The sequence below is a fragment of the Amycolatopsis sp. ATCC 39116 genome (assembly GCF_000231075.2).
Taxonomy (GTDB): Bacteria; Actinomycetota; Actinomycetes; order Mycobacteriales; family Pseudonocardiaceae; genus Amycolatopsis_E; species Amycolatopsis_E tucumanensis.
Genome location: NZ_AFWY03000039.1, coordinates 40,182 through 64,489, shown reverse-complemented (window position 1 = coordinate 64,489; position 24,308 = coordinate 40,182). Strand labels below are relative to the sequence as shown.

Genomic DNA, 24,308 nt, shown 5'->3' with positions numbered 1-24,308 from the left:
CGCGGAGCCGGGACGGACCCGAGGAGAGAAGCAGCAGTGACGGTTCGCGTAGGTGTGAACGGCTTCGGTCGGATCGGCCGCAACTTCTTCCGCGCCGTGCAGGCCGCGGGCCATGACATCGAGGTGGTCGCGTTCAACGACCTCGGCGATGTCGCGACCATGGCGCAGCTGCTCAAGTACGACAGCGTCCTGGGCCGCTACCCCGACGAGGTCAAGGTCAGCGACGACGGCATCGTCGTCGGCGGCAAGACCATCAAGGCGCTCGCCGAGCGCGACCCGGCCAACCTGCCCTGGGGCGACCTGGGCGTGGACGTCGTCGTCGAGTCCACCGGCTTCTTCACCAACGCCGACGCCGCCAAGGCCCACATCGCCGGTGGCGCCAAGAAGGTCATCATCTCCGCGCCCGCCAAGGGCGAGGACCTGACGGTCGTGCTGGGCGTCAACGACAACCTCTACGACGGCTCGCAGACGATCATCTCCAACGCGTCCTGCACCACCAACTGCCTCGGCCCGCTCGCCAAGGTCCTCCACGAGGCCTTCGGCATCGAGAAGGGCCTGATGACCACCATCCACGCCTACACGCAGGACCAGAACCTGCAGGACGGCCCGCACAAGGACCCGCGCCGCGCCCGCGCCGCCGCCCTGAACGTCGTGCCGACCTCCACCGGCGCCGCCAAGGCCATCGGCCTCGTGCTGCCCGAACTGAACGGCAAGCTGGACGGCTACTCGCTGCGTGTCCCGGTGCCCACCGGCTCGATCACCGACCTCACCGTCGACCTGGCCAAGAAGGCCTCCGTCGAGGAGATCAACGCCGCCTACAAGGCCGCCGCCGAGGGCCCGCTGGCCGGCATCCTGCGCTACAGCGAGGACCCGATCGTCTCCAGCGACATCGTCAACGACCCGGCCTCGTGCATCTTCGACGCGCCGCTGACCAAGGTCATCGACAACCAGGTGAAGGTGTTCGGCTGGTACGACAACGAGTGGGGCTACTCGAACCGCCTCGCGGACCTGGTCAAGCTCGTCGGCTCGAAGCTCTCCTGAGGCCATGGCAGTCAAGACTCTCGAAGACCTGCTGTCCGAGGGTGTCTCCGGGCGGCGCGTTCTGGTCCGGTCGGACCTGAACGTGCCGCTCGACGGCTCGGTCATCACCGACGACGGCCGGGTGCGGGCCGCGCTGCCGACGATCAAGCGGCTGGCCGAGGCCGGCGCGAAGGTGATCGTGGCGGCCCACCTCGGCCGCCCGAAGGGCACCCCCGAGGCCAAGTACTCGCTGCGGCCGGTCGCCGACCGGCTCGGCGAGCTGCTCGGCAAGGAGGTCCGCCTGGCCGGTGACGTGGTCGGCGAGCAGGCCCGCGCAGTCGTCGCCGGCCTGGCCGACGGCGACGTCGCCCTGCTGGAGAACGTGCGGTTCGACCCGCGCGAGACCAGCAAGGTGGAGGACGAGCGGGCCGAACTGGCCCGCGACCTCGCGGCCCTGACCGGCGACAGTGCTGATGCCTCTGGCGCCGGCGGGCGCGGGGGTGCGTTCGTCTCCGACGGCTTCGGCGTGGTGCACCGCAAGCAAGCCTCGGTCTACGACGTGGCCCGCGCGCTGCCCGCCTACGCCGGCGGCCTGGTGCTCGCCGAGCTGGAGGTGCTGAGCAAGCTGACCGGCGACCCGCAGCGGCCCTACGTGGTCGTGCTCGGCGGGTCGAAGGTGTCGGACAAGCTCGCCGTGATCGAGGCGCTGCTGCCGAAGGTCGACCGGCTGCTGATCGGCGGCGGCATGGCCTTCACGTTCCTGGCCGCCCAGGGCCACAGCGTGGGCTCCTCGCTGCTGGAGCAGGACTACGTGGAGACCGCGCGCAAGCTGCTGGCCGAGCACGCCGACAAGATCGTCGTGCCCTCCGACGTGGTGGTGGCGGACAAGTTCGCGGCCGACGCGGCCACCGACACCGTCGCGGCCGAGAAGATCCCGGACGGCTGGATGGGCCTGGACATCGGCCCGCGGACCACTGAGCACTTCGCGGCCGAGGTCGCCGCGGCGAAGACGGTGTTCTGGAACGGCCCGGCCGGCGTGTTCGAGATGGCCCCGTTCGCGGCGGGCACCAAGGGTGTCGCGCAGGCGATCGCGGACTCCGGCGCGTTCAGCGTGGTCGGCGGCGGCGACTCGGCGGCCGCGGTGCGCGTGCTGGGCCTGCCGGAGGAGAAGTTCTCGCACATCTCGACCGGTGGTGGCGCTTCCCTGGAGTACCTCGAGGGCAAGGAGCTGCCGGGCGTCGCGGTGCTGGAAGGTGGTGCGTGATGGCGCGCAAGCCGTTCATCGCGGGCAACTGGAAGATGAACCTCAACCACCTCGAGGCCATCGCCCTGGTGCAGAAGATCGCCTTCTCGCTGCCGGAGAAGTACTACGCGAAGGTGGACGTCGCGGTGCTCCCGCCGTTCACCGACATCCGCAGCATTCAGACCCTGGTCGACGGGGACAAGCTGCTGCTGACCTACGGCGCGCAGGACCTCTCGCCGCACGACTCCGGCGCCTACACCGGTGACGTGTCCGGTCCGATGCTCGCCAAGCTCGGGTGCTCCTACGTGACGGTCGGGCACTCCGAGCGGCGCGAGTACCACCACGAGGACGACGAGCTGGTCGGCAAGAAGGTGCGGGCGGCGCTCAAGCACGGCATCAAGCCGATCCTGTGCGTCGGGGAGAAGCTGGAGGTGCGGGAGGCGGGCGGCCACGTCGACCACTGCCACCAGCAGCTGCTCGCCGCGCTGAAGGGGCTCAAGGCCGAGCAGGTCAAGGACGTCGTGGTGGCGTACGAGCCGGTGTGGGCCATCGGCACCGGCAAGGTCGCGACGGCGACCGACGCCGAGGAGGTCTGCAAGGCGCTGCGCGGCGCGCTGGCCGACAAGTACGGCGCCGAGGTGGCCGACGAGGTCCGCGTGCTGTACGGCGGGTCGGTCAAATCGGGCAACATCGCCGAACTGATCGCGTGCGACAACATCGACGGTGCGCTGGTCGGCGGGGCGAGCCTGCAGGCCGACGAGTTCACCAAGCTCTGTGCGCTGGCTGCCGGTGGGCCGCTGCCGTAACCAGGGGGTCGGCGAGTAGTCTGGCAACCTCAGACCGTCACACGATCAGGCAACTGCCGAACACCAGAGGATGAGATGAAGCTGTTCCTGCAAATCCTGCTGATCGCGTCCAGCGTGCTGCTCGTGATCGCCGTGCTGCTGCACCGCGGGCGCGGTGGCGGGTTGTCCTCGCTGTTCGGCGGTGGCATGCAGTCGAGCCTCGCGGGGTCGAGCGTGGCCGAGAAGAACCTCGACCGCATCACCCTGCTGCTGGGTGCCATCTGGCTGATCAGCATCGTGGGCCTGGGCCTGCTGCTGAAGGTGTGACGGACACTGAACGCACGGGCGTGCCTATGGGGGGTGCGCCGCCTATCCACACTGTGAGGATTCATGGTTGGCGGTAACGCAATCAGAGGCACCAGGGTCGGTGCCGGTCCGTCCGGCGAGTCGGAGCGCGGCGAGGCCGCTCCCCGCCGCCGGGTGTCGTACTGGTGTGCCAACGGGCACGAGTCCAAGCCGTCGTTCGCCATGGACGCGGAGGTGCCGGACGAGTGGGACTGCCCGCGCTGCGGGCTGCCCGCCGGCCAGGACGAGAAGAACCCGCCGGCCGCGCCGCGGACCGAGCCCTACAAGACCCACCTGGCGTACGTGAAGGAGCGGCGCAGCGACGCCGACGGTGAGGCCATCCTCGCCGAGGCGCTCGAGCGCCTGCGTCAGCGCCGTCAAATCTGAGGAAGCGCTTTCTCAGAACGGACCCTGCAAGCCGACTCCAGTCGGCAGGCAGGGTCCGTTCGTGCTTTCAACGCCGCAGACCACTACAAACCAGGCAGCCGGCAACAAAAGCCACACCCCCGCCGAACCACCCCTCTCCCCAACCCGATCCCCAGCCTTCTTTGGCGGTCGACCAGGCGTGTCAAGGCACGCTTTCCCGCCTTGACACGCCTGCTCGACCGCTAAAACACTGAAAGATCGGGTTCGGGAGGGCGCGATCCGGGCGTAGCGAAGCGAAGCCCGGCGCCCTAACCACCCGCGTAGCGGCTACGGAACTCAAACCCCAAGGGGATACCGAGCGAGAACCCGAAACCCCCCATCCTCCGTGGAGCAGGTCTCCAAACTCCCACCCAGCAACCGGGCCCGCTCAGCCAGCCCAGTCAGCCCGTACCCGCCAGAAGGCAGCTCGGCCACAGCCTCGTACGGCGGCCGCTCGTTGCACACCTCGACGCGCAACGCTCCGTCCTCGCCGCGCACGAGCACCGTCGCCGTAGCGCCGGGCGCGTGCTTGCGGACGTTGGTCAGCGCCTCCTGCACCGTCCGGTACGCCGCGGCCGAGACCTTCGGCGGCACTTCCTCCGGCACCTCGTCCATGGTCAGCCGCACCGCGACCGCGCTGTTGTGCACCAGCCGCCCGAGCTCGGCGATGCCCGGTTGCGGGCCTTCGTCCACCAGCCCGGACCGCAGCACCCCCACCAGCGACCGCAGTTCCTCCAGCGTGCGGGTGGACAGTTGCCGGATCACCTCGGCGGTCTGCCGGGCCGACGGCGATTCCTGGGCGGTGAGCACCCCGGCCTGCATCGCGATCAGCGTGATGTCGTGGGAGACCACGTCGTGCATCTCGCGCGCCAGCCGGGCCCGTTCCTCGGCGCGCACGGCGTCCGCGGTGAGCTTGCGTTCCCGGTCGCGGCTGGCGGCCAGCTCACCCAGCTTCTGCGACAGCTGCGCGCGGGCGCCGATCAGCAGCCCGATCGCGATCGGCATCCCGGCCACCAGGACGCCGTAGATCCCGTCCAGCACGTGCTCACGCCAGCTCAGCTGCGCGAAGTCGCTCAGCGGCCACTGCACGAACCGGCACATCCACACCAGCGCCGCGCCGACCCACACCTGCCAGTGGGTCTGCTTGCGGGTGGCGAGCATGCCCAGCGCGATCATCGCGGCCAGCTGCGACCAGCCGGTGAGGAACCCGGGCACGGTCAGCAGCACCACGCCGAACGGCATCCAGCGGCGCCCGGCCAGCGCCAGGCAGGCGAGCCCGGACAGGTAGATCGAGTACGGCGGCGCCTTCTCGGGGATGACGAGCCAGACGTCGAGCACGGCGATGAGGATCGCGGTGGCGTCGATCGCCAACGGCGCCCACACCGCGCGGCGAGCCAGAGCCGCCCGGCGCGAGCCGCGGTGCGCCCGGTCGGCGGCCCCCGCGCCTGGGCCGCCGACCGAAATCCCGATGGAGAGTCCCTCGGTGCTCATGGTTTGGACCTCACTCGTCTTGTGGACTGCCTATGAGAGTCCGAGATCACCCGATCGGGACGCGAGTGGCCGCAACAATGTGCGGATGCTAACGGCAACCTCACACGGTGCGGGAAGGGCGAGGGCCCCGACAGAAACGAAGGCCCGCCGGCGAGCGCCGGCGGGCCTTCGTTTCTGTCTCAGATCACGCCGTGGGCGGCTGGTACACGTTCGACAGCTTGCTCGCCGCCGTGCGGTCCAGCAGCCACAGCGTCCGCCGCTGGCCGCGGGCGCCCGCCACGGGCACCTGCACCTCGCCCGCGCCGGACAGGGCCAGTGCGACGGCGTCGGCCTTCGCCTCACCCGTCGTCATCAGCCAGACGTCGTGCGACCGCCGGATCGCGGGCAGCGTCAGCGACACGCGGGTGGGCGGCGGCTTCGGGCAGTTGCGCACCGCCACCACCGACCGCTCCGTCTCGTACACCGCCGGCGACTCGGGGAACACCGACGCGGTGTGCCCCTCGCCGCCGAGACCCAGCAGGCAGATGTCGAACTGCGGCACGTCGCCGTGGTCCTCCGGCCGCGCGTTGTCCGCCAGCACCTGCGCGTACGCCGCCGCGGCCGCGTCCACGTCGTCGCCGAACTCGCCGTCCGAGGCCGCCATCGCGTGCACCCGCTTCGGATCGACGGGCACGTGGTCCAGCAGCGCCTCGCGGGCCTGCTTCTCGTTGCGCTCGTCGTCGTCCGCGGGCACGAACCGCTCGTCGCCCCAGTAGAGGTCCAGCCGCGACCAGTCCACCGCGTCCCGGGCGGGGGAGCGGCGCAGCTGCTCCAGCACCGCGATCCCGGTGCCGCCGCCGGTCAGCACCAGCGACGCCGAACCCTTCGCGGCCTGCAGGTCCACCAGCCGCGTCACCAGCCGGGCCGCCGCGGCGGCCGCCAGCAGCTCGCCGTTGGCGTAGACCACCACTTCGGAAGAGGCCATCACGCGCTCGCCTTCGCCGACTTCGCCGGCTTCTTCGCGGGCGCCTTCTTCTTGGCGGCGCCCGCCGAACCCGAGGCCAGCTTGTCCAGGCCCTGCAGCGACGCCTCGAACACCTCGTCCGGGTCGAGCCGCCGCAGCTCCTCGATCAGGCAGTCCTTGGTGTTGCGCCGGTGCAGCGCGATCCGCCGCGTCGGCTGGCCCGGCTGCATGAGCGTGCCCACCTTGCCGTCGGGCCGGTGCAGCGCGATCGCGCCCGACCGGCGCTCCAGCTCCACCGACACGATGCCCTGCGCCGTGGTCGTCTTGACCCGGCGCACCGGCACCTTCAGGTACTCGGCGAGCCAGCCGGCGAGCAGCTCCGTCGACGGCGAGTCGGCCTCACCGGTCACCGTGGCGCCGGTGACCTTCTCGTACGGCGGCAGGTCCAGCGCCGCGACCAGCTGGGCGCGCCAGTTGGTCAGCCGCGTCCAGGCCAGGTCCGTGTCGCCCGGCACGTACGCCTTCCGGCGCGCCGCCAGGGCCCTTATCGGGTTGCGCTCCGCCGCCGAGTCGGTGATGCGGCGTTGCGCCAGCTCACCGATCGGGTCCTGCGCCGGCACCTTCGGGCCGGAGCTGGGCCACCACGCCACGATCGGCGCGTCGGGCAGCAGCAGCGGGATCACCGCGCTCTGGCCCTGCGACGCCAGCGGCCCGTACAGCCGCAGGATGATGACCTCGCTCGCGCCGGCGTCGCCGCCGACGCGGATCTGCGCGTCGATGCGGGCCGCGGCCGTGCGCGACCCGCGGGCCAGCACGATCACCCGGCACGGGTGCTCGCGGCTGGCCTCGTTGGCCGCGTCGATGTGCTCCTCCAGGTGCTCGCCGTCGTCGTCGACGATCACCAGCGTCAGCACCCGGCCCAGCGCGACGGCGCCACCGCGCTCGCGCAACTCGACCATCTTGCGGTTGACCTGCGAGGTCGTGGTCGAAGGCAGGTCGATGATCACGGGCGCCTCCAGTTCCGGCCGCTGCGCTCCAGGACCTCGTCGGCCGTGTCGGGGCCCCAGGTGCCCGGGGCGTAGGGCTCCGGAGCGCCGTTCTTGGCCCAGAACTCCAGGATCGGGTCGAGGATCTGCCAGGACAGCTCGACCTCTTCGTTGACCGGGAACAGCGACGGCTCGCCGAGCAGCACGTCCAGGATCAGCCGCTCGTAGGCCTCCGGCGAGGACTCGGTGAACGCGTGCCCGTAGCCGAAGTCCATCGTGACGTCGCGGACCTCCATCGTGGTGCCCGGCACCTTCGAGCCGAACCGCAGCGTCACGCCCTCGTCCGGCTGCACCCGGATCACCAGGGCGTTCTGCCCCAGCTCCTCCGTCGAGGTGTAGTCGAACGGCAGGTGCGGCGCCCGCTTGAACACGACGGCGATCTCGGTGACGCGGCGGCCCAGCCGCTTGCCGGTGCGAAGGTAGAACGGCACCCCGGCCCAGCGGCGGTTCTGCACCTCCAGCGACACCGCGGCGTAGGTCTCGGTGGTCGAGTCCTTGGCGAACCCGGCCTCCTGCAGCAGGCCCGGCACCTTCTTGCCGCCCTGCCAGCCGCCGGTGTACTGGCCGCGCGCCGTCGTCTCGGCGAACGGCTGCATCGGCTTGGTGGCCCGCAGGACCTTGATCTTCTCCGCCCGCAGCGCCCGCGGCTCGAACGACAGCGGCTCCTCCATCGCGGTGAACGCGAGCAGCTGGAGGAGGTGGTTCTGGATCACGTCCCGCGCCGCGCCGATGCCGTCGTAGTACCCGGCGCGACCGCCGAGGCCGATGTCCTCGGCCATGGTGATCTGCACGTGGTCGACGTAGTTGGCGTTCCAGATCGGCTCGAACAGCTGGTTCGCGAAGCGCAGCGCGAGGATGTTCTGGACCGTCTCCTTGCCGAGGTAGTGGTCGATGCGGAACACCGACTCCTCGGGGAAGACGTCGTTGACGATCGCGTTGAGCTCCTTGGCGCTGGCCAGGTCGTGGCCGAACGGCTTTTCGATCACCACGCGGCGCCACGACTCGTCGTCGGACTGCGCCAGGCCCGAACGGGCCAGCTGCTTGGTCACCACCGGGAACGCGCTGGGCGGGATCGACAGGTAGAACGCGGTGTTGCCACCGGTGCCGCGCTCGGCGTCCAGCTCGCGCACGGTCTGGGCGAGCCGGTCGAACGCGTCGTCGTCGTCGAACGTGCCCTGCACGAACCGGATGCCCTCGGCGAGCCGGTTCCACACCGACTCGCGGAACGGGGTCCGGGCGTGCTCGGCGACCGCGTCGTGCACGAGCTGCCCGAAGTCCTCGTTCTCCCAGTCCCGCCGCGCGAAGCCGACCAGCGAGAACCCGGCGGGCAGCAACCCGCGGTTGGCCAGGTCGTAGATGGCCGGCATCAGCTTCTTGCGGGAGAGGTCACCGGTGACGCCGAAGATCACCAGGCTGGACGGCCCGGCGATCCTCGGCAGCCGCTTGTCGCGGGGATCCCGCAGCGGGTTGCTCCACCCCTTCGTGCTCACTCAGCCTCCTGTACCGCGCGCATGAGCTCAGCCAGGCCCGCGGCCCGGTCGGTCAGGTGCAGCCGCAGCACCGGACGTCCGCGCTCGGTCAGCACCTGGCCGTCGCCGAGCGCCTGCGCGTGCTGCAGCTGGCCCAGGGTGTAGGGCCGGTCCGGCACGTCGAGGTCGTCCTCGTTCGCGCCGGTGATCTGCAGGAAGATGCCGTTCTGGTGACCGCCCTTGTGGTACTGGCCGGTCGAGTGCAGGAACCGCGGCCCCCACCCGAAGGTGGTCTGCAGCCCGGTCCGCTTCGCCAGCTCGGGACGCAGCAGCGCCGCCGAGGCGTCGTCGAGCCGGTCCAGGTAGGCCTGCACCGCGAGGTAGCCGCCCTCCGGCGCGGTCGCCAGGAACTCCCGCAGCACGTCGGACAGCGAGCCGTCGCCCGAGACCCCGGCCGGGGCGAAGATCTCCACCGCGTCGTCCACCGCGGTCGGCGTCTCGCCGCCGGTCAGCTTCGACGGGTCGTCCAGCAGCGAGCGGGCGGCCTTCTTCGCGGCCTCCACGTCCGGCTGGTCGAACGGGTTGATCTTCAGCAGCCGCCCGGCGATCGCGGTGGCGAACTCCCACAGCAGGAACTGCGCGCCGAGCGAGCCGGTGGTGGCCACCTTGGCGGCGCCGGTGACCGGGCCGATCGCGACCGGGGTCGCGTCGGCGCCCGCGTCGGCGAAGCCGGGCGCGGCCGGGCCGTCCACGGCGACCGGCAGCAGGCCGGTGCCGAGCTTGCCGGTGGACTCCGCGATCAGCTGCTCCGCCCAGTCGGCGAAGCCGGTGATGCCGGAGCCGGTGTCGGCCAGCACGACCTTCTCCGCGCCGGCGTTGTGCGCGGCGCCCCACGCGGCGGCCAGCTTGACCGCCGGGTTGTCCGCGCTGTCGGCGCCGAGGACCTGCGCGGCGGCCGCGGCCTGGTCGAGCAGCCGGGCGATGTCCGCCCCGGCCAGCCCGGCCGGCACCAGCCCGAACGCGGTGAGCGCCGAGTAGCGCCCGCCCACGTGCGGGTCGGCGAGGAACACCTTGCGGTACCCCTCCTTCTCGGCCAGCTCCGACAGCGGCGAACCGGGGTCGGTGACCACGACGATCCGCCGCGCCGCGTCGATGCCGTTGTCCGCGAACGCCTTCGCGAAGATCCGGCGGTGGCTGTCGGTCTCCACCGTGCCGCCGGACTTCGACGACACCACCAGCACCGTGCGCTGGAGGTCGCCGGCGAGCGCGTCGGCGACCTGGCCGGGGTCGGTGGTGTCCAGCACGGTCAGCGCGACGTTCTCGGTGGCCGCGATGACCTCCGGCGCGAGCGACGAGCCGCCCATGCCGGCCAGGACGATCCGGTCGACGCCTTCGCTCCGCAGCTCCTCGCGCAGCGCCTCGATCTCGCCGATCAGCGGGCGCGACGACTTGTGCAGCGTGGTCCAGGACAGCCGGATCGAGGCCTCGGACTCGGCGTCGGCGCCCCACAGGGTGGGGTCCTGCGCCGCGACCTTGGACGCGACCTGGTCGGCGACGAGCTCGTCGACCAGCGGGGCCGCTTGCGCGGCCAGCTCCTCGTCGCTGATCGTGACGGTCAGCTCTTCCCCCACCACGGCGTCAGCCCTTCGCCTTCTCGAGCTGCCCGGTGACGGTCTCCAGCAGCTCGGCCCAGGACTTGTCGAACTTCTCCACGCCCTCGTCCTCCAGCGTGCGGAAGACGTCGGGGATGTCGATGCCCACCGCGGCGAGCTTGTCGAACACCTCCTGCGCCTGCGCGCCGGTGCCGGTGACCTTGTCGCCCTCGACCTTGGCGTGGTCGGCGGCGGCGAGCAGCGTCTTCTCCGGCATGGTGTTGACCGTGCCGGCCACGACGAGCTGGTCGACGTAGCGGGTGTCCGAGTAGGACGGGTCCTTCACGCCGGTGGAGGCCCACAGCGGGCGCTGCGGCCGGGCGCCCGCGGCGGCCAGCGCCTGCCAGCGGTCGGTGGCGAACAGCTCCTCGTAGGCGGCGAAGGCGAGGCGGGCGTTGGCGATGGCGGCCTCGCCGCGCAGCGCCTTGGCCTCGTCGGTGCCGATCGCGTCCAGCCGCTTGTCGATCTCGCTGTCCACACGGGACACGAAGAACGAGGCGACCGACTCGATCGTCGCGAGGTCGTGGCCGTTGGCCTTGGCCTGCTCCAGCCCGGCGAAGAACGCCTCGATCACCTTGCGGTAGCGCTCGACCGAGAAGATCAGCGTGACGTTGACGCTGATGCCCTCGGCCAGGGTCTTGGTGATCGCGGGCAGGCCCTCCTCGGTGGCCGGGATCTTCACGAGGATGTTCGGCCGGTCGACGGTCTTCCACAGGTCCTGCGCCTCGGCGGCCGTCTTGTCGGCGTCGCGGGCCAGGCGCGGGTCGACCTCGATCGACACGCGGCCGTCCACCCCGTTCGTGCGGGTGTAGACGTCGCGGAACAGGTCCGCGGCGTTGCGCACGTCGGTGGTGGTCAGCTCGCGGACGGCGGCGTGGACGTCCGCGCCGCGGGCGGCCAGCTCGCGGACCTGGGCGTCGTAGGACTCGCCGTCGGCCAGCGCGTTGGCGAAGATCGTCGGGTTGGTGGTCACGCCGGTCACGTGACGGTCGCGGATGAGCTCGGCCAGGTTGCCGGAGTTCAGCCGTTCGCGCGACAGGTCGTCGAGCCAGATGGACACGCCGGCCTGCGTCAGCTGAGCTAGGTTGTCGCTCATGACTTCATCCCCTTTGCGGTGATTCAGGAGTTCTTGGTCTTGGCGAGCGAGCGGCGCGCGGCGTCGACCACGGCGTCGGCGGTGAACCCGAACTCGCGGAACAGGGTCTGGTAGTCGGCCGAGGCCCCGAAGTGCTCGATCGAGACGATCTCACCGGCGTCGCCGACCCAGCGGTACCACGGCTGCGCGATGCCGGCCTCGACCGACACGCGGGCCTTCACCCCGCTGGGCAGGACCGACTCGCGGTACGCCTCGTCCTGCGCCTCGAACCACTCGACGCACGGCACCGACACGACCCGGGTGGGCACGCCGTCGGCCTCGAGCGTCTTGCGGGCCTCGACGGCCAGCTGGACCTCCGAACCGGTCGCCATCAACACGACCTCCGGGGTGCCGGAGGAGGCGTCGGCGAGCACGTAGGCGCCCTTGGCGACCTTGTCCGCCGCGGTGCCCTCGAGCACCGGGACGTTCTGGCGGGTCAGCGCCAGGCCCGACGGGTGGCGCTTGTCCTCCAGCGCGGCCTTCCACGCGCCCGCGGTCTCGTTGGCGTCCGCGGGCCGGACCACGTTCAGGCCCGGGATGGCGCGCAGCGAGGCCAGGTGCTCGATCGGCTGGTGCGTCGGGCCGTCCTCGCCGAGGCCGATCGAGTCGTGCGTCCACACGTAGATGACCGGCGCGTGCATCAGCGCGGCCAGCCGCACCGGCGGGCGCATGTAGTCGCTGAACACCAGGAAGGTGGCGCCGTAGGGCCGGGTGCCGCCGTGCAGCGCGATGCCGTTGAGGATCGAGCCCATGGCGTGCTCGCGGACACCGAAGTGCAGCGTGCGGCCGTAGGGGTTGGCCTGCCACATGCCGGTGGAGGCCTTCTCCGGGCCGAACGAGTCGGCGCCCTTCATGGTGGTGTTGTTGCTCTCGGCCAGGTCGGCCGAACCGCCCCACAGCTCCGGCAGCACGTCGGCCAGCGCGTTGAGCACCTCGCCGGAGGCCTTGCGGGTCGCGATGCCCTTGGCGTCGGGCTCCCAGCTCGGCAGCTTCTCGGCCCAGCCCTCGGGCAGGTCGCGGGTTGCCAGCCGGTCGGCGAGCTTCTTGCGCTCCGGGTTGGCGGCGGCCCACGCGTCGAAGCGCTCCTGCCACGCGGCGCGCTCCTGCTTGCCGCGGTCCAGTGCCTTGCGCGTGTGCGCGATCACCTCGTCGTCGACCTGGAAGCTGCGCTCCGGGTCGAAGCCGAGGATCTCCTTGACCGCGGCGACCTCCTCGGCGCCCAGCGCGGCGCCGTGCGCCTTGCCGGTGTTCATCTTGTTCGGCGCCGGGTAGCCGATCACGGTGCGCAGCAGGATGAACGACGGGCGGGTGGTCTCCGCCTTGGCGGCCGCGATGGCCTCCTCGATCGCGACGACGTCCTCGCCGCCCTCGACGACCTGGACGTGCCAGCCGTAGGCCTCGTACCGCTTGGCGGTGTCCTCGGACAGCGCGATGTTGGTGTCGTCCTCGATCGAGATCTTGTTGTCGTCGTAGATGACGACCAGGTTGCCCAGCTCCTGGCGGCCCGCGATGGACGACGCCTCGGAGGTCACGCCCTCCTCGATGTCGCCGTCGGAGGCGATCACGAAGATGTGGTGGTCGAAGATGCTCTCGCCGGGCGCGGCGTCCGGGTCGAGCAGTCCGCGCTCGCGGCGGGCGGCCATCGCCATGCCGACCGCGTTGGCCAGGCCCTGGCCGAGCGGGCCGGTGGTGGTCTCCACGCCCTTGGTGTGCTGGTACTCCGGGTGGCCCGGGGTCTGCGAGCCCCACTTGCGCAGCTGCTTGAGGTCCTCGAGCTCGAGGCCGTAGCCGGCGAGGTACAGCTGGATGTAGAGCGTCAGGCTGGAGTGCCCGGCGGACAGGACGAACCGGTCACGCGCCGGCCACTCCGGGTCGCTCGGGTCGTGGCGCATGATCCGCTGGAAGAGCGAGTACGCCACCGGCGCCAGGCTCATCGCGGTGCCGGGGTGACCGCTGCCGCAGTTCTCGACCGCGTCGGCGGCCAGCACCCGGACGGTGTCGACCGCACGGGTGTCGAGGTCGGTCCAGTCGGCGGGCAGGTTCCGCCGCAGCAGTGGGTTGTTCTCGCTGATGGAGGCGATATCGGACACTGAACTCGAACTCCCCGTCCTTCTCGGTGGCAACTCTTCTGTTCGTGGGGGTCTTCGCGCGCGCAGGCTCCACTCATCTCAATCGATCCCGAAGAGACGATATTCCTGCTAGCGGGCGTGCGCACGACCACAAGCGCAACCCCCGGCGCCAGCCTAGTAGGTCGGGTACCCGGCGCCTCCGGGGCCGACACACGCGGCTGGCGCACCCCGGTGCGCGCGGGGTGCGAACCCGGCGATTACGATCGGTTGCGGTGCCGGGCTGCCCCGGTGCCCCCGAATCTGACTCAGGGAGCGGAATTGTCGTTGGTGAACGCTGCGCACGGGCGCAGTGACAGCACCAGCGCTGTCGACCCCGGAGGCGAGCGCCCGCGTGGTCTGCGGCGCGTGAGCCGGATCGTCGGCGCCTACGTCGCCCTGACCAAGCCTCAGGTCATCGAGCTGCTGCTGGTCACCACCATCCCGGCGATGTTCCTCGCCGCGCGCACGATCCCGTCGCCGTGGCTGATCCTGGCGACGCTGGTCGGCGGCACCATGGCCGCGGGCAGCGCGAACGCGCTGAACTGCGTGATCGACGCCGACATCGACAAGGTGATGAACCGGACGAAGCGGCGCCCGCTGGTCCGCGACTCGGTGCCGCGGCGCAACGCGCTGGTGTTCGCGCTGGCGCTGGGCGCCGGTTCGTTCGCGATGCTGTACTTCACGGTGAACCTGCTGGCCGCGGTGCTGGCGATCGCGACGATCCTGTTCTACATCTTCGTCTACACGCTGGTGCTCAAGCGGCGCACGGCGCAGAACGTGGTGTGGGGCGGCGCGGCGGGCTGCATGCCGGTGGTGATCGGCTGGGCCGCGGTCACCGGCACGGTGCAGTGGCCCGCGTTCGTGATGTTCGCCGTCATCTTCTTCTGGACGCCGCCGCACACCTGGGCGCTGGCCATGAAGTACCGCGACGACTACGAGCGCGCCGGCGTGCCGATGCTGCCGGTGGTCGCCACGCCGGAGCACGTGGCCCGCCAGATCCTCATCTACTCGTGGGTGATGGTCGGCTGGACGCTGCTCCTGCTGCCCGCGACGAGCTGGCTGTACGCGAGCTTCGCGGTGCTGGCCGGGTCCTGGTTCCTCTTCTACGCGCACCGCCTCTACTCGGGCGTCAAGCGCGGCGTGGAGACCAAGCCGATGGCCCTGTTCCACCGGTCGAACACGTACCTGATGATCCTGTTCTGCGCGCTCGCGGTCGACTCGGCGATCGGTCTGCCCACTCTCGGCCTGCCGTTCTGACGCGCGGCCGGGAATCTTCCGGCGCTCGCCTTCGTTGGGTTCCAGGCCGACTTGTCACCCGATGCCGAAAGCAGGTTGCTCTTGTCCGTGGCTGAGGACCGGGAACCCCAGAACACGACCGACCTTCAGCACGAGCAGGACTACGTGTCCATGCTCTACCGCAGGCTCGACGCCGAGCGCACCACCGCCGAGCGGCGCCTGGAGCGGGCGCTGCGCTCGCACGGCGAAACCCCGCAGGAGAGCGCCGAGCGGGACGCCGCCAGCAGCCTCCACCACGAGCGGCTCGCGCAGCTCGGCTCCGTCGAGCAGGGCTTGTGCTTCGGCAGGCTCGACTTCCACGACGAACAGGCGCCCGCCTACATTGGACGGCTCGGCCTGTTCGACGAGGAGGGCGACTACGAGCCGCTGCTGCTGGACTGGCGCGCGCCGGCCGCACGGCCGTTCTACCTGGCCACCGCCGCGTCGCCGGAGGGCGTGCGGCGCCGCAGGCACATCCGCACGCTGAGCCGCAAGGTCGTCGGTCTCGACGACGAGATCCTCGACCTGCGCGCCGTCGACGGGCAGCAGGCCGACCTGGGCCTGGCGGGCGAGGCCGCCCTGCTGGCCGCGCTGGAGCGCAAGCGCACGGGTGAGATGAGCGACATCGTCGCCACCATCCAGGCCGAGCAGGACGACATCATCCGGGACGACCTCAGCGGCGTCGTCGTGGTCCAGGGCGGGCCGGGCACCGGCAAGACCGCCGTGGCCCTGCACCGGGCCGCCTACCTCCTCTACACCTACCGCCAGCAGCTCGCCTCCCGCGGCGTGCTCGTGGTCGGGCCGAACAGCACGTTCCTGCACTACATCGGCCAGGTCCTGCCGTCGCTGGGCGAGACCGGGGTGCTGCTGTCCACGATCGGGCAGCTGTTCCCCGGCATCCGGGCGCGCGGCGCGGACAGCCGCGCGGCCGCCGAGGTCAAGGGCAGGCTGGCGATGGTCGACGTGCTCACCAGGGCCGTCGCCGACCGCCAGCGGGTGCCGGATGAGCGGTTCGAGGTCGCCTTCGACGACGACGTGCTGGTGCTCGACCGCGCCGTCGTCGAGCGGGCGCGCGCCAAGGCCCGGCGCACCCGCCGCCCGCACAACCTGGCGCGCCGCGTCTTCGTCGACGCGATGCTGGACGCGCTGACCGCGCGGGCCGCGGTGCGCATGGAGGTCGACCTCTTCGAGGGGGTCCCCGACATCCCGCTCGCCGAGGGCGAAGACGCCGACGCGCCGGTGCTGGACGCGGGGGACCGGGTCGAGATCCGCAAGGAGCTCGCCGAATCGGAGACCGTCGCCGCCGCGATCGACGAGCTGTGGCCGAAGATCACGCCGCAGCGGCTGCTGCGCGACCTGTTCGCCGAGCCGGACCGCCTGCTGTCCGCGTCCGAGGGGCTGCTCTCCGACGCCGACCGCGCGGCGCTGAAGCGCCCGGCCCGCTCGCCCTGGACGCCGGGCGACGTGCCGCTGCTCGACGAGCTGGCCGAGCTGCTCGGCGAGGACGACGAGGCCGAGCGCGCCGCGCGCGAGCGGCGCGAGCGCGAGGAGCGCGCCTACGCCGAAGGTGTGCTCGACATCATGGACCAGGACGAGGAGCTCCTGGACGAGGACCAGATCAACATCGCCGACATCCTGGACGCCGAGCTGTTCGCCGAGCGGCAGGAACGCAGCAGCCACCTGACCGCGGCGCAGCGCGCGGCCCGCGACCGCACCTGGACGTTCGGTCACGTCATCGTCGACGAGGCGCAGGAGCTCTCGGCGATGGACTGGCGGCTGCTGATGCGCCGCTGCCCGAGCCGGTCGATGACCGTCGTCGGGGACGTCGCCCAGACCGGCGCGCCGGGCGGGGCGTCGTCGTGGCGGGACATGCTCGGCCACTACGTCGGGGACCGCTGGCGGCTGCGTGAGCTGACCGTCAACTACCGGACTCCGGTGGAGATCATGAACCGCGCCGCCGAGGCGCTGCGCGAGGTGGACCCGGACCTGCGGGTGCCGACGTCGGTGCGGGAAACCGGCGTCGAGCCGTGGGGCGCGCCGCTCGGCGAGCGCCCACTGGCGTCCATCGTGGACGAAGAGGTGGCTGCCGCGGACGGCGGCACGGTCGCGGTGCTGGTCCCGGCCGCCAGGCTGGGCGCGGTCCGGTCCGAACTGGACGGTCACGGCGACGCGGTGTCGGTGCTGACCGTCGCCGAGGCCAAGGGGCTCGAGTTCGACGGTGTCGTGGTGCTGGCGCCGGAGGAGATCGTGGCGGAGTCGCCGCGCGGCTGGAACGACCTCTACGTCGCCTACACCCGTGCCACGCAACGGCTCGGCATCTTGTACTCCGCCGGACGGCCGACGTCAACGCCCGGTTAAGGTGTCGCCATGCGTAACGCTGGCAAGATCGTGCTCGCGGCGGCAGCCGCCCTCGCTCTCGGGGCCTGCGCGCCCGACCAGGAACCGTCGTCCTTCCCGCCCGGAGGCGGCCCGACCTACCCGGCTCCCGAGCCGGCGGGGGCGTCCGCGAGCGCTTCGGCGGGGCACGACACGGGCAGCGCCGCGCACGAGTGCACCGCGGACGACATCACCGTGACCGGTGACTTCGGCGCCAAGCCGACGATCACGATCCCGGACACCTGCAGCGCGCCGACCAGGCTGCTGACGAAGGACCTGAAGCCGGGCACCGGCGCCACCGCCCACGCGGGCAGCACGCTGCAGATGGACTACGACCTGGTGACCTGGTCGGACAAGGTCGACCAGCAGAACTCGTTCGGCTCGGCGCCGTTCTCGTTCGCGCTGGGCGAGGGCACCGCCATCCCGGGCTGGGACCAGGGCCTGGAGGGCATCAAGCAGGGCGGCCGCCGCCTGCTGGTCATCCCGCCGGACCTCGGTTACGGCGCCCGCGGCAACGGCCCGATCAAGCCGAACGAGACGCTCGTCTTCGTCGTCGACGCGGTCCAGGTCGCCGGCTGACGTCCGGTGGCAGCCGCGGGGGAGCCTGACCGGCGGCAGCCGGGCTCGTCCCTCGCGGCGCTGGGCTCGGCGGGCGGGAACGCCGCCCGGATCGGAGACTGACCCATGGACGTCCGCGGAGCGGTCGCGGTGGTCACCGGCGCCTCGTCGGGCATCGGGGCGGCCACCGCGCTCCGGCTGCACGAGGCAGGTGCTCGCCTCGTGCTGCACGGGCGTGACGGCGACCGGTTGGACGCGCTCGCGGAGCGCACCGGCGGGGTCGCCGTCCGCGCCGACTTCGCCGAGCCCGGCGCGGTCGAGGCCGCCGCGGAGGAGATCGCCGCGCGGGCCGGGCGGGTGGACGTGCTCGTCAACAACGCCGGGATGGGCTACGCCGGACCGGTGTCCGGCATGTCCGGTGCCGACGTGCGGCGGTTGCTCTCCGTGAACTTCGCCGCACCCGTCGAACTGACCCGTGCCCTGCTGCCCGCGCTGCTCGACCGGCCCAGGGCGGCGGTGGTCTTCGTCACATCCATCGCGGGCCGGGCCGGGGTGGCGGGGGAGTCGGTGTACTCGGCGACCAAGGCGGGGGTGGACGTTTTCGCCGAGAGCCTGCGACTGGAACTGGCCGGTACCGGGGTGCGGGTCGGGGTGGTCGTGCCCGGGGTGGTGGACACCGAGTTCTTCGCCCGCCGCGGCCGTCCCTACCAGCGGCGCAGCCCCAGGCCGGTGCCCGCGGACAAGGTGGCCGCGGCGGTGCTGGCGGCGATCACGGCGGACCGGGCCGAGCAGTACGTGCCGCGCTGGCTGAGATTGCCAATTGCGGTGCGGGGGACCGTGCCCTCGGTGTACCGTGCACTATCTGCCCGGTTCGGGGGTTCGGACTGAGTTCCCGGAATCTTTCCGCCACTGGAAGCGCTGACAAGTGACGTGTTAGTCCCGGTATTCCTCGGATTCGCCGCGGCGTTCCTGTTCGCGGCGTCAGCCGCGCTGCAGCGACGCGCGGTGATCGAGGTTGCCGACAGTGACGTCGAGGGGCGCGCCGCGCGACATCGCGTCCCCGTACTGTGGCTGATCCGCAAGCTGTTGCGCAAGAGGGTGTGGCTCGCGGGATGGGCCACGAACCTGTTGGGCTTTTTCAGCCAGGCCGCCGCGTTGCACTTCGGGTCGATCGCGCTCGTGCAGCCGCTGCTGGTCACCGAACTGCTCTTCGCGCTGCCGATGGCTTCGGCCGCGATCCGCCGCTGGCCACCGCTGCGGGACTGGCTGGCCGGGCTCGCCATCACCGGCGGGGTGGTGGTGTTCCTCGCGGTCGAGGGCACCGCGCCGCTGGGCGGGTCGCCGGACCAGGGCCGCCTGCTGATCGCGGTGCTGATCGCCGCGGCCACCGTCGTCACCCTCGTGCAGGTCGCCCAGAACCGGGGCCCGCTGCTGCACAGCGCGCTCATCGCCACCGCGGCAGGCATCTGCTACGCGATCAGCGCGGCCATGATGAAGGTGACCACCGACCTGCTGTTGAACGAGGGTGTCGCTCACACCGCGCTCACCTGGCCGGGGTACGTGCTGGCGCTGTCGACCTTCTCCGGGCTGCTGCTCGGGCAGCAGGCGTACGGGTCGGGTTCGCTGTCCGCGGCGATCGCCGTGATGTCCATCGTGAACCCCGCGGCCAGCTATTTCCTGGGACTACTGGCGTTCAACGCGACGCTGGTGACCGAGCCGGGCCCGCTCGCGGCGACCGCCGGCGCGGCCCTGTTGTTGATCCTCGGCGTGTTCGGGCTCGCGCACTCGCCGAGCGTGCAGGCGGAGACGACCCGGTCGGCCCAACACGGGGTTTATCCCGGAAGTGGTAAATTCTCGGGAACCGTTCCCTCCCGGTCCCGTTCTTCGGACTCCTTCGCTCAGGATTAATTCAGGTATCCGGCGTAGGTTTCGGGCCCGGCGGGCGGTGGAACCTACAGAGCCTGTCGAGAGTGCGCTGCCCCCGCGCACCCAGGGCAGACCCTTGGAGGCTGGAGCCCGTGCACCACCGAGCGTCGTCCGGCGACCGCCATTTGGTGATCGAAATACCGCACCTGCGGAAAACGATCAAGGATGCGGCGATCCTGTTGCTGGAAACGGTCGTCGTCCCGTCGGTTCTGCTGGCGTTGTTGTTGCATTTCGTCGGCCTGGTTCCCGCGCTGTGCGCGGTTCTGGGCTGGGCGGCCGTCGTGATCGGCGCGCGCCGCCTGATGAAGCGCGACATGCCCCGCACACTGCTGCTGTGCACGGCGATGCTGGTCGGACGCGCGGCGTTCGCGCTGGTCACGTCCAGTGCGGTGGTGTACGTGCTGCAACCGGCCGTCGGCTCGGTGCTGATGTTCCTGATCTTCGTCGGCAGCGCGATGATCGGGCGCCCCATCACGGCGCGCCTGGCGAAGGACTTCGTGCGGCTGCCCGCGGAGCTGTTCAAGCACCGCACGGTGAACCGAGTGTTCATCGAGGTGGCACTGCTCTGGGGCGGCTCGCGGCTCATCGACGCCGCGATGACCATCGGGTTCCTGCACTGGGGCGTCGAGGCGGGCCTGATGTCGCGCGGCATCCTCAGCGGGCTGCTCACCGCGCTGACCGTCGCGGCCTGCGTGGGCCACGGATGGCGCAAACTCCGCCGCGACGGCGTGACGCTCCGGCTGGCCGGCCGCCACAGCCCCGCACCGGCCGCCGCCTGACGCCGCCGCCCGCTCGCGGGCAGTTCGGCGCTCCCGCGGACGAGCCGCGCCCGTGCGCGAGAGCCGCGCGCTCGGGTGGGTGAGGCCCACCCGCGGGCGAGTCCTAGGTTGCCGGGCGAGAGGCCCCGCGCCCTGTGGGCGAGCCGCATGCCCCGGGCAAGGCCTGACGCCCCTGTCGGCGAGCGCACGCTCCCACCGCAAGCTCCACCGGCGCGAGAGTCCCACGCGCGCGAGAGCCCGCGCTCCAGCGGCCGAGCCCCGTGCCCCCGCCCGCGAGTTCCGCGTTCCCGCACGCACGCTCCGCGCGCGAGCCCCACGCCCCCGCGCCAGCTCCTCGCTCCCGCGGCCGAGCCCCGCGCTCCAGGGTGCCGAGCGCCGTGCTCCCGCCCGCGAGTTCCGCGTTCCCGCACGCACGCTCCGCGTGCGAGCCTCACGTCCGCGCGCGCCCCACGCCCGCGGCCCGTTCCCCGCTCCCGCGGCCGAGCCCTGCGCTCCAGGGTGCCGAGCCCCGCGCCCCCTCGCGGCAGCCCCGCTCCCACCCCCAACGTTGCGGGCCACAGTCCGCACGGCGGCACCCGGTCAAGCCGCCGCGCCGGGGCCGGGCAGCAGGTCGACGTCCTGGGCGCGCATTGCCTCGCCGCAGTGGTCGCAGCGCAGTCCGGCGCCGCTGACCGACCCGCACGTCCGGTGCCGGTACACCACCGGCGGCCCGGCCTCGCCCGCCAGCCACCGGTCGCCCCAGTGCGCCATCGCCATCAGGACCTCCACGAGCTCCGCGCCCCGCTCCGTCAGCACGTACTCGTAGCGCGGCCGCCGGTCGTAGGGCCGTCGCTCCAGCACCCCGCGCTCCACCAAGTGGTTCAGCCGCTCGGTCAGCACCTTCCGCGAGATGCCCAGGTCGGCCTGGATCTGCTCGAACCGGGTCATCCCCGCCCACACGTCCCGCAGCACCAGCGGTGACCACGGCTCCCCGATGACGTCCAGCGTGCGCGCGATCGAGCACGCCATCCCGCCGAAGTTCGTCCGCTGCATGGACCCGACTCTAGCAATTGGGGTTCCCTGAAGGAACTCAGACTGCTACCGTCGGAGTCTCTTGAAGGAACCCCGTAAGGAGCGCCGAGATGAGCAAGGTCATCGCCGCCCACGCCGTCTCCGTCGACGGCTTCATCACCGGCCGCGACCCCCGCCCCGGCCACGGCCTCGGCGACGGCGGGATGCTGTTCGACTGGTACTTCGACGGCGACACCCCGAGTGGCGTCTTCGACGGCTTCCGGCTGAGCGAGCCCAGCGCCCGGGTGTTCGACGCACTCGCCGGCCGGGTGGGCGCCATCGTCGCCGGGCGCACCACCTACGAGGACTCCGACCGCTTCGGCGGCGGCAGCCCGCACCCGAAGGCGCGGCTCGTCGTCCTCACCCACCGGCCCGCGGAAACCAGCACCCGGCAGACCCTCGTCACCACCGGGATCGAAGACGCGATCGCCCAGGCCCGCGACGCCGCAGGCGGCCGGGATGTCGGCCTCATGGGCGGTGGCGTGGTGACCTCGGCGCTCGCGGCCGGCCTCGTCGACGAGATCGTCCTCCACCAGGTCCCGGTCCTGCTGGGCGCGGGACGGCCCTACTTCCGGGAACTGCCCGCGCACGTGCGGCTCCGCCTCGTCGAAGCCGTCCCGGCGCCGGGCGTCACCCACCTGCACTACGCGGTCGAGCGGTGATTCGCGCGAGCGCTCCGGCCACGAAGCGTGGTATATGACGGTGTGCTCACCGTCGGTTCCACCTCACGGTCCCCGGTGGTCCCGGACGCTCGCGCGGCGGCCGTCCAGCGTCCGGGCTGGTGGGGTGAACTGCTGCTCGGGCTCGGCTTGTTCGGGATCTACCTGCTGGTCGAGGCGTTCCCGCTGCCGGGCCGCGAACCGCGGGCGCACGCCAACGGCGAAGCGCTGCTGGCGTTCGAACGCTGGATGCACCTGGACTTCGAGCTCCCGGTCAACCTGTGGCTCGCCGAGCAGGGCTGGATCCGCGTCTTCGCCAACTACGAGTACGCGATCACCTACATCGCGAGCGCGATCATCCTGCTGATCTGGGTGCACGCCCGGCACCCGGTCCACTACCGCTCGGTGCGCAACAGCTTCGTCTGGCTCAACCTGTTCGCGCTCGCCTGCTTCTGGCTCTACCCGGTCGCGCCGCCGCGGATGCTCGACGGCGCCGGGTTCGTCGACACCGTGCGGCTCGGGAACACGTTCCTGTCCTGGGGCTCGCCGATGCTCCAGGGGGCCAACCAGCTGGCCGCGATGCCGTCCCTGCACGTCGGGTGGGCGCTGTGGGTCTCGGTGGTCCTCGCGCGCATCCGCGGCGGCTGGGTCGTGCAGATCGTCAGCGCGGTGCACGTCGCCATCACGTTCGCGGTCATCATCGCCACCGGCAACCACTACTGGATCGACGCGGCCGCCGCCGTGGTGTTCATCGCCGCGGCCACCTGGCTCGCGCAGGTCGCCCGGCCGGTCGACCGGGTGTCCGCCTCCGACACGTTCTTCCTGCACGTCGAGACCCCGGCGTACCCGCAGCACGTCGGCGGGCTCATCATGCTCGACACCACCGCCCACCCCGCCGGGCCGACCCGGGAGTGGGTGCAGCAGGCCATCCGCGACAAACTGCCCGCGATGCCCCGCTACGCGCAGCGCCTGTCGGACTACTCGCCCTGGCGCCGCCAGCACTGGGTGCCGCACCCGGACATCGACTGGGACTGGCACGTCCCCGACTTCGACCTGACCCGCCCGGACGGCACGCCCGGTGGCATGGGGGAGCTGCACAAGCTCGTCGCGCGGTTCCAGTGCGAGCCGCTGCCGCGGGACCGGCCGCTGTGGCGGTTCGCCGTCGTGCGCGGTGTGGAGGAGAACACCGCGGCGGTGATTTCGCTGGTGCACCACGCGGTGGCGGACGGCATCGGCACGATCAGCCTGATGCTGGAGCTGTTCGACTCGCCCAGCCTGCTCGAGGGGCTCAACGAAACCAAGCGGCCCAACGCCCTGCAGAAGGCCGCCGCGGGCGCCGTCGGCCTGGCGCAGCTGGCCACCGACGGGCGCCCCAAGACGCGGCTGCCCGCGGGCGACCCGCCGGACCGTCGCTACGCCACCCTGCAAATCCCGCTCGACGACGTGCGTGAGCTGGCGCGCAAGCACGGCGTGCGGGTCACCGACCTGCTGCTGGGCGGGGTGGCCGGCGCGCTGCGGCGGGTCGCGGTGGCGCCGCTGCCGGAGTCGATGCTGACCTCGGTCACGTTGATGGCCGCCGAGCCGCGGCCCGGCGCGGAGGGCAACGTCACCGCCGCGGTCATGGTGGACATCCCGCTGGGGGACATGCCCGAAGCCGAGCGCCTGAAGAGGATCGCCAAGGCCACCAAGCGGTTGCGCACCGGCACGAGGGTCATCGCGTCCCGGTTCGTGCAGCACACGCTGGCCGGGCTGATGCCGGCGTTCTTCCACCGCTGGTTCGCCCGGACCGTCTACAACGAACGGTTCTTCAACGGCACCGTGTCCAACATGCCCGGTGCCGCGTGGCAGGTGGACTTCGGCGACTTCCCGCTGCGCACGGCGTTCGCCATCATCCCGCTCGCGCCGGGCACCCCGTTCACCATCGGCGTGCTGGGGTGGTACGGATCGTTCTCCATGAGCGCCACCGTGGACGCGGCGCTGGTGGACAGCGTGGACGGCTTCCTCGCCGAATTCCGCGTGGTGCTGGCGGAACTGGACTGACGC

General features: G+C 71.7%; 21 protein-coding genes. 13 read left to right on the top strand and 8 right to left on the bottom strand.

Annotated elements, in window-relative coordinates; genetic code table 11:
* The first annotated feature begins 36 nt into the window (after nt 1–36).
* The 5 genes from gap to AMY39116_RS0329950 all read left to right on the top strand — a co-directional run bounded on the left by gap (nt 37) and on the right by AMY39116_RS0329950 (nt 3,780).
* On the top strand, nt 37–1,041 hold the full coding sequence (gene gap, locus AMY39116_RS0329970) for a type I glyceraldehyde-3-phosphate dehydrogenase (RefSeq protein ID WP_027936337.1): 1,005 nt from the start codon (nt 37–39) through the stop codon (nt 1,039–1,041).
* 4 nt (nt 1,042–1,045) lie between these two features.
* A complete protein-coding gene (gene pgk, locus AMY39116_RS0329965) occupies nt 1,046–2,284 on the top strand; it encodes a phosphoglycerate kinase (RefSeq protein ID WP_020421298.1) in 1,239 nt (412 codons plus the stop codon).
* Nucleotides 2,284–3,069 carry a triose-phosphate isomerase gene (gene tpiA / locus AMY39116_RS0329960; RefSeq protein WP_020421297.1) on the top strand — a complete coding sequence of 262 codons (786 nt, stop codon included), beginning with the start codon at nt 2,284–2,286 and terminating at the stop codon, nt 3,067–3,069. The genes pgk and tpiA overlap by 1 nt, the downstream gene beginning before the upstream one ends.
* Nucleotides 3,070–3,144: 75 nt before the next feature.
* Entirely contained in the window at nt 3,145–3,375 is a 231-nt protein-coding gene (gene secG / locus AMY39116_RS0329955; RefSeq protein WP_017983033.1) for a preprotein translocase subunit SecG, read from the top strand.
* A 63-nt stretch (nt 3,376–3,438) separates the two neighbouring features.
* Nucleotides 3,439–3,780: an RNA polymerase-binding protein RbpA gene (locus tag AMY39116_RS0329950; RefSeq protein ID WP_026153205.1), complete on the top strand. Its 342-nt coding sequence runs from the start codon at nt 3,439–3,441 to the stop codon at nt 3,778–3,780.
* A gap of 315 nt (nt 3,781–4,095) precedes the next feature.
* On the opposite strand, the gene AMY39116_RS0329945 is transcribed toward AMY39116_RS0329950, so the two are convergent.
* From AMY39116_RS0329945 to tkt, 7 genes are all read right to left on the bottom strand, one after another.
* Entirely contained in the window at nt 4,096–5,289 is a 1,194-nt protein-coding gene (locus tag AMY39116_RS0329945) for a sensor histidine kinase (protein ID WP_020421296.1), read from the bottom strand.
* Between the two features lie 184 nt (nt 5,290–5,473).
* Nucleotides 5,474–6,253 carry a 6-phosphogluconolactonase gene (gene pgl / locus AMY39116_RS0329940; RefSeq protein ID WP_020421295.1) on the bottom strand — a complete coding sequence of 260 codons (780 nt, stop codon included), beginning with the start codon at nt 6,251–6,253 and terminating at the stop codon, nt 5,474–5,476.
* Nucleotides 6,253–7,239 carry a glucose-6-phosphate dehydrogenase assembly protein OpcA gene (opcA, locus tag AMY39116_RS0329935; RefSeq protein ID WP_020421294.1) on the bottom strand — a complete coding sequence of 329 codons (987 nt, stop codon included), beginning with the start codon at nt 7,237–7,239 and terminating at the stop codon, nt 6,253–6,255. Before opcA ends, pgl begins: the two co-directional genes overlap by 1 nt.
* The gene (zwf, locus tag AMY39116_RS0329930; RefSeq protein WP_020421293.1) at nt 7,236–8,768 is read right to left on the bottom strand and encodes a glucose-6-phosphate dehydrogenase; all 1,533 of its coding nucleotides are present in this window, start codon (nt 8,766–8,768) and stop codon (nt 7,236–7,238) included. Before zwf ends, opcA begins: the two co-directional genes overlap by 4 nt.
* Entirely contained in the window at nt 8,765–10,381 is a 1,617-nt protein-coding gene (locus AMY39116_RS0329925; RefSeq protein WP_020421292.1) for a glucose-6-phosphate isomerase, read from the bottom strand. Before AMY39116_RS0329925 ends, zwf begins: the two co-directional genes overlap by 4 nt.
* A gap of 4 nt (nt 10,382–10,385) precedes the next feature.
* Nucleotides 10,386–11,495 carry a transaldolase gene (gene tal, locus AMY39116_RS0329920; RefSeq protein WP_020421291.1) on the bottom strand — a complete coding sequence of 370 codons (1,110 nt, stop codon included), beginning with the start codon at nt 11,493–11,495 and terminating at the stop codon, nt 10,386–10,388.
* Nucleotides 11,496–11,518: 23 nt separating this feature from the next.
* On the bottom strand, nt 11,519–13,624 hold the full coding sequence (tkt, locus tag AMY39116_RS0329915) for a transketolase (protein ID WP_020421290.1): 2,106 nt from the start codon (nt 13,622–13,624) through the stop codon (nt 11,519–11,521).
* Between the two features lie 297 nt (nt 13,625–13,921).
* On the opposite strand from tkt, the gene AMY39116_RS0329910 reads away from it, so the two are divergent.
* The 6 genes from AMY39116_RS0329910 (at nt 13,922) to AMY39116_RS0329880 (ending at nt 20,556) form a co-directional block, all read left to right on the top strand.
* Entirely contained in the window at nt 13,922–14,899 is a 978-nt protein-coding gene (locus tag AMY39116_RS0329910; protein ID WP_027936336.1) for a heme o synthase, read from the top strand.
* 87 nt (nt 14,900–14,986) lie between these two features.
* Entirely contained in the window at nt 14,987–17,275 is a 2,289-nt protein-coding gene (locus AMY39116_RS0329905; protein ID WP_020421288.1) for an AAA family ATPase, read from the top strand.
* 9 nt (nt 17,276–17,284) lie between these two features.
* Complete coding sequence (locus AMY39116_RS0329900) at nt 17,285–17,872, top strand: FKBP-type peptidyl-prolyl cis-trans isomerase (RefSeq protein WP_020421287.1); 588 nt, start codon at nt 17,285–17,287, stop codon at nt 17,870–17,872.
* Between the two features lie 105 nt (nt 17,873–17,977).
* The gene (locus AMY39116_RS0329895; protein ID WP_020421286.1) at nt 17,978–18,739 is read left to right on the top strand and encodes an SDR family oxidoreductase; all 762 of its coding nucleotides are present in this window, start codon (nt 17,978–17,980) and stop codon (nt 18,737–18,739) included.
* Between the two features lie 42 nt (nt 18,740–18,781).
* Nucleotides 18,782–19,759 carry a DMT family transporter gene (locus AMY39116_RS0329890; protein ID WP_020421285.1) on the top strand — a complete coding sequence of 326 codons (978 nt, stop codon included), beginning with the start codon at nt 18,782–18,784 and terminating at the stop codon, nt 19,757–19,759.
* A 110-nt stretch (nt 19,760–19,869) separates the two neighbouring features.
* Complete coding sequence (locus AMY39116_RS0329880; protein WP_027936334.1) at nt 19,870–20,556, top strand: hypothetical protein; 687 nt, start codon at nt 19,870–19,872, stop codon at nt 20,554–20,556.
* A 579-nt stretch (nt 20,557–21,135) separates the two neighbouring features.
* Here AMY39116_RS0329880 and AMY39116_RS0329875 read toward each other — a convergent pair.
* Nucleotides 21,136–21,588 (bottom strand): helix-turn-helix domain-containing protein, encoded by a 453-nt coding sequence (locus AMY39116_RS0329875; protein WP_020421283.1) that lies wholly within the window; start codon nt 21,586–21,588, stop codon nt 21,136–21,138.
* Between the two features lie 89 nt (nt 21,589–21,677).
* Between AMY39116_RS0329875 and AMY39116_RS0329870 the strand changes: the two genes are divergently transcribed.
* Together AMY39116_RS0329870 and AMY39116_RS44845 are read left to right on the top strand one after the other, a co-directional pair.
* Complete coding sequence (locus AMY39116_RS0329870; protein WP_020421282.1) at nt 21,678–22,268, top strand: dihydrofolate reductase family protein; 591 nt, start codon at nt 21,678–21,680, stop codon at nt 22,266–22,268.
* A 75-nt stretch (nt 22,269–22,343) separates the two neighbouring features.
* The gene (locus tag AMY39116_RS44845; RefSeq protein WP_157358744.1) at nt 22,344–24,305 is read left to right on the top strand and encodes a phosphatase PAP2 family protein; all 1,962 of its coding nucleotides are present in this window, start codon (nt 22,344–22,346) and stop codon (nt 24,303–24,305) included.
* Nucleotides 24,306–24,308: the final 3 nt, after the last annotated feature.

Coding starts and splice junctions, on each gene's coding strand:
- pgk (WP_020421298.1), top strand. CDS start 1,046: ATGGCAGTCAAGACTCTCGAAGACCTGCTGTCCGAGGGTGTCTCCGGG.
- tpiA (WP_020421297.1), top strand. CDS start 2,284: ATGGCGCGCAAGCCGTTCATCGCGGGCAACTGGAAGATGAACCTCAAC.
- secG (WP_017983033.1), top strand. CDS start 3,145: ATGAAGCTGTTCCTGCAAATCCTGCTGATCGCGTCCAGCGTGCTGCTC.
- AMY39116_RS0329950 (WP_026153205.1), top strand. CDS start 3,439: ATGGTTGGCGGTAACGCAATCAGAGGCACCAGGGTCGGTGCCGGTCCG.
- AMY39116_RS0329945 (WP_020421296.1), bottom strand. CDS start 5,289: ATGAGCACCGAGGGACTCTCCATCGGGATTTCGGTCGGCGGCCCAGGC.
- pgl (WP_020421295.1), bottom strand. CDS start 6,253: ATGGCCTCTTCCGAAGTGGTGGTCTACGCCAACGGCGAGCTGCTGGCG.
- tal (WP_020421291.1), bottom strand. CDS start 11,495: ATGAGCGACAACCTAGCTCAGCTGACGCAGGCCGGCGTGTCCATCTGG.
- AMY39116_RS0329900 (WP_020421287.1), top strand. CDS start 17,285: ATGCGTAACGCTGGCAAGATCGTGCTCGCGGCGGCAGCCGCCCTCGCT.
- AMY39116_RS0329895 (WP_020421286.1), top strand. CDS start 17,978: ATGGACGTCCGCGGAGCGGTCGCGGTGGTCACCGGCGCCTCGTCGGGC.
- AMY39116_RS0329875 (WP_020421283.1), bottom strand. CDS start 21,588: ATGCAGCGGACGAACTTCGGCGGGATGGCGTGCTCGATCGCGCGCACG.
- AMY39116_RS0329870 (WP_020421282.1), top strand. CDS start 21,678: ATGAGCAAGGTCATCGCCGCCCACGCCGTCTCCGTCGACGGCTTCATC.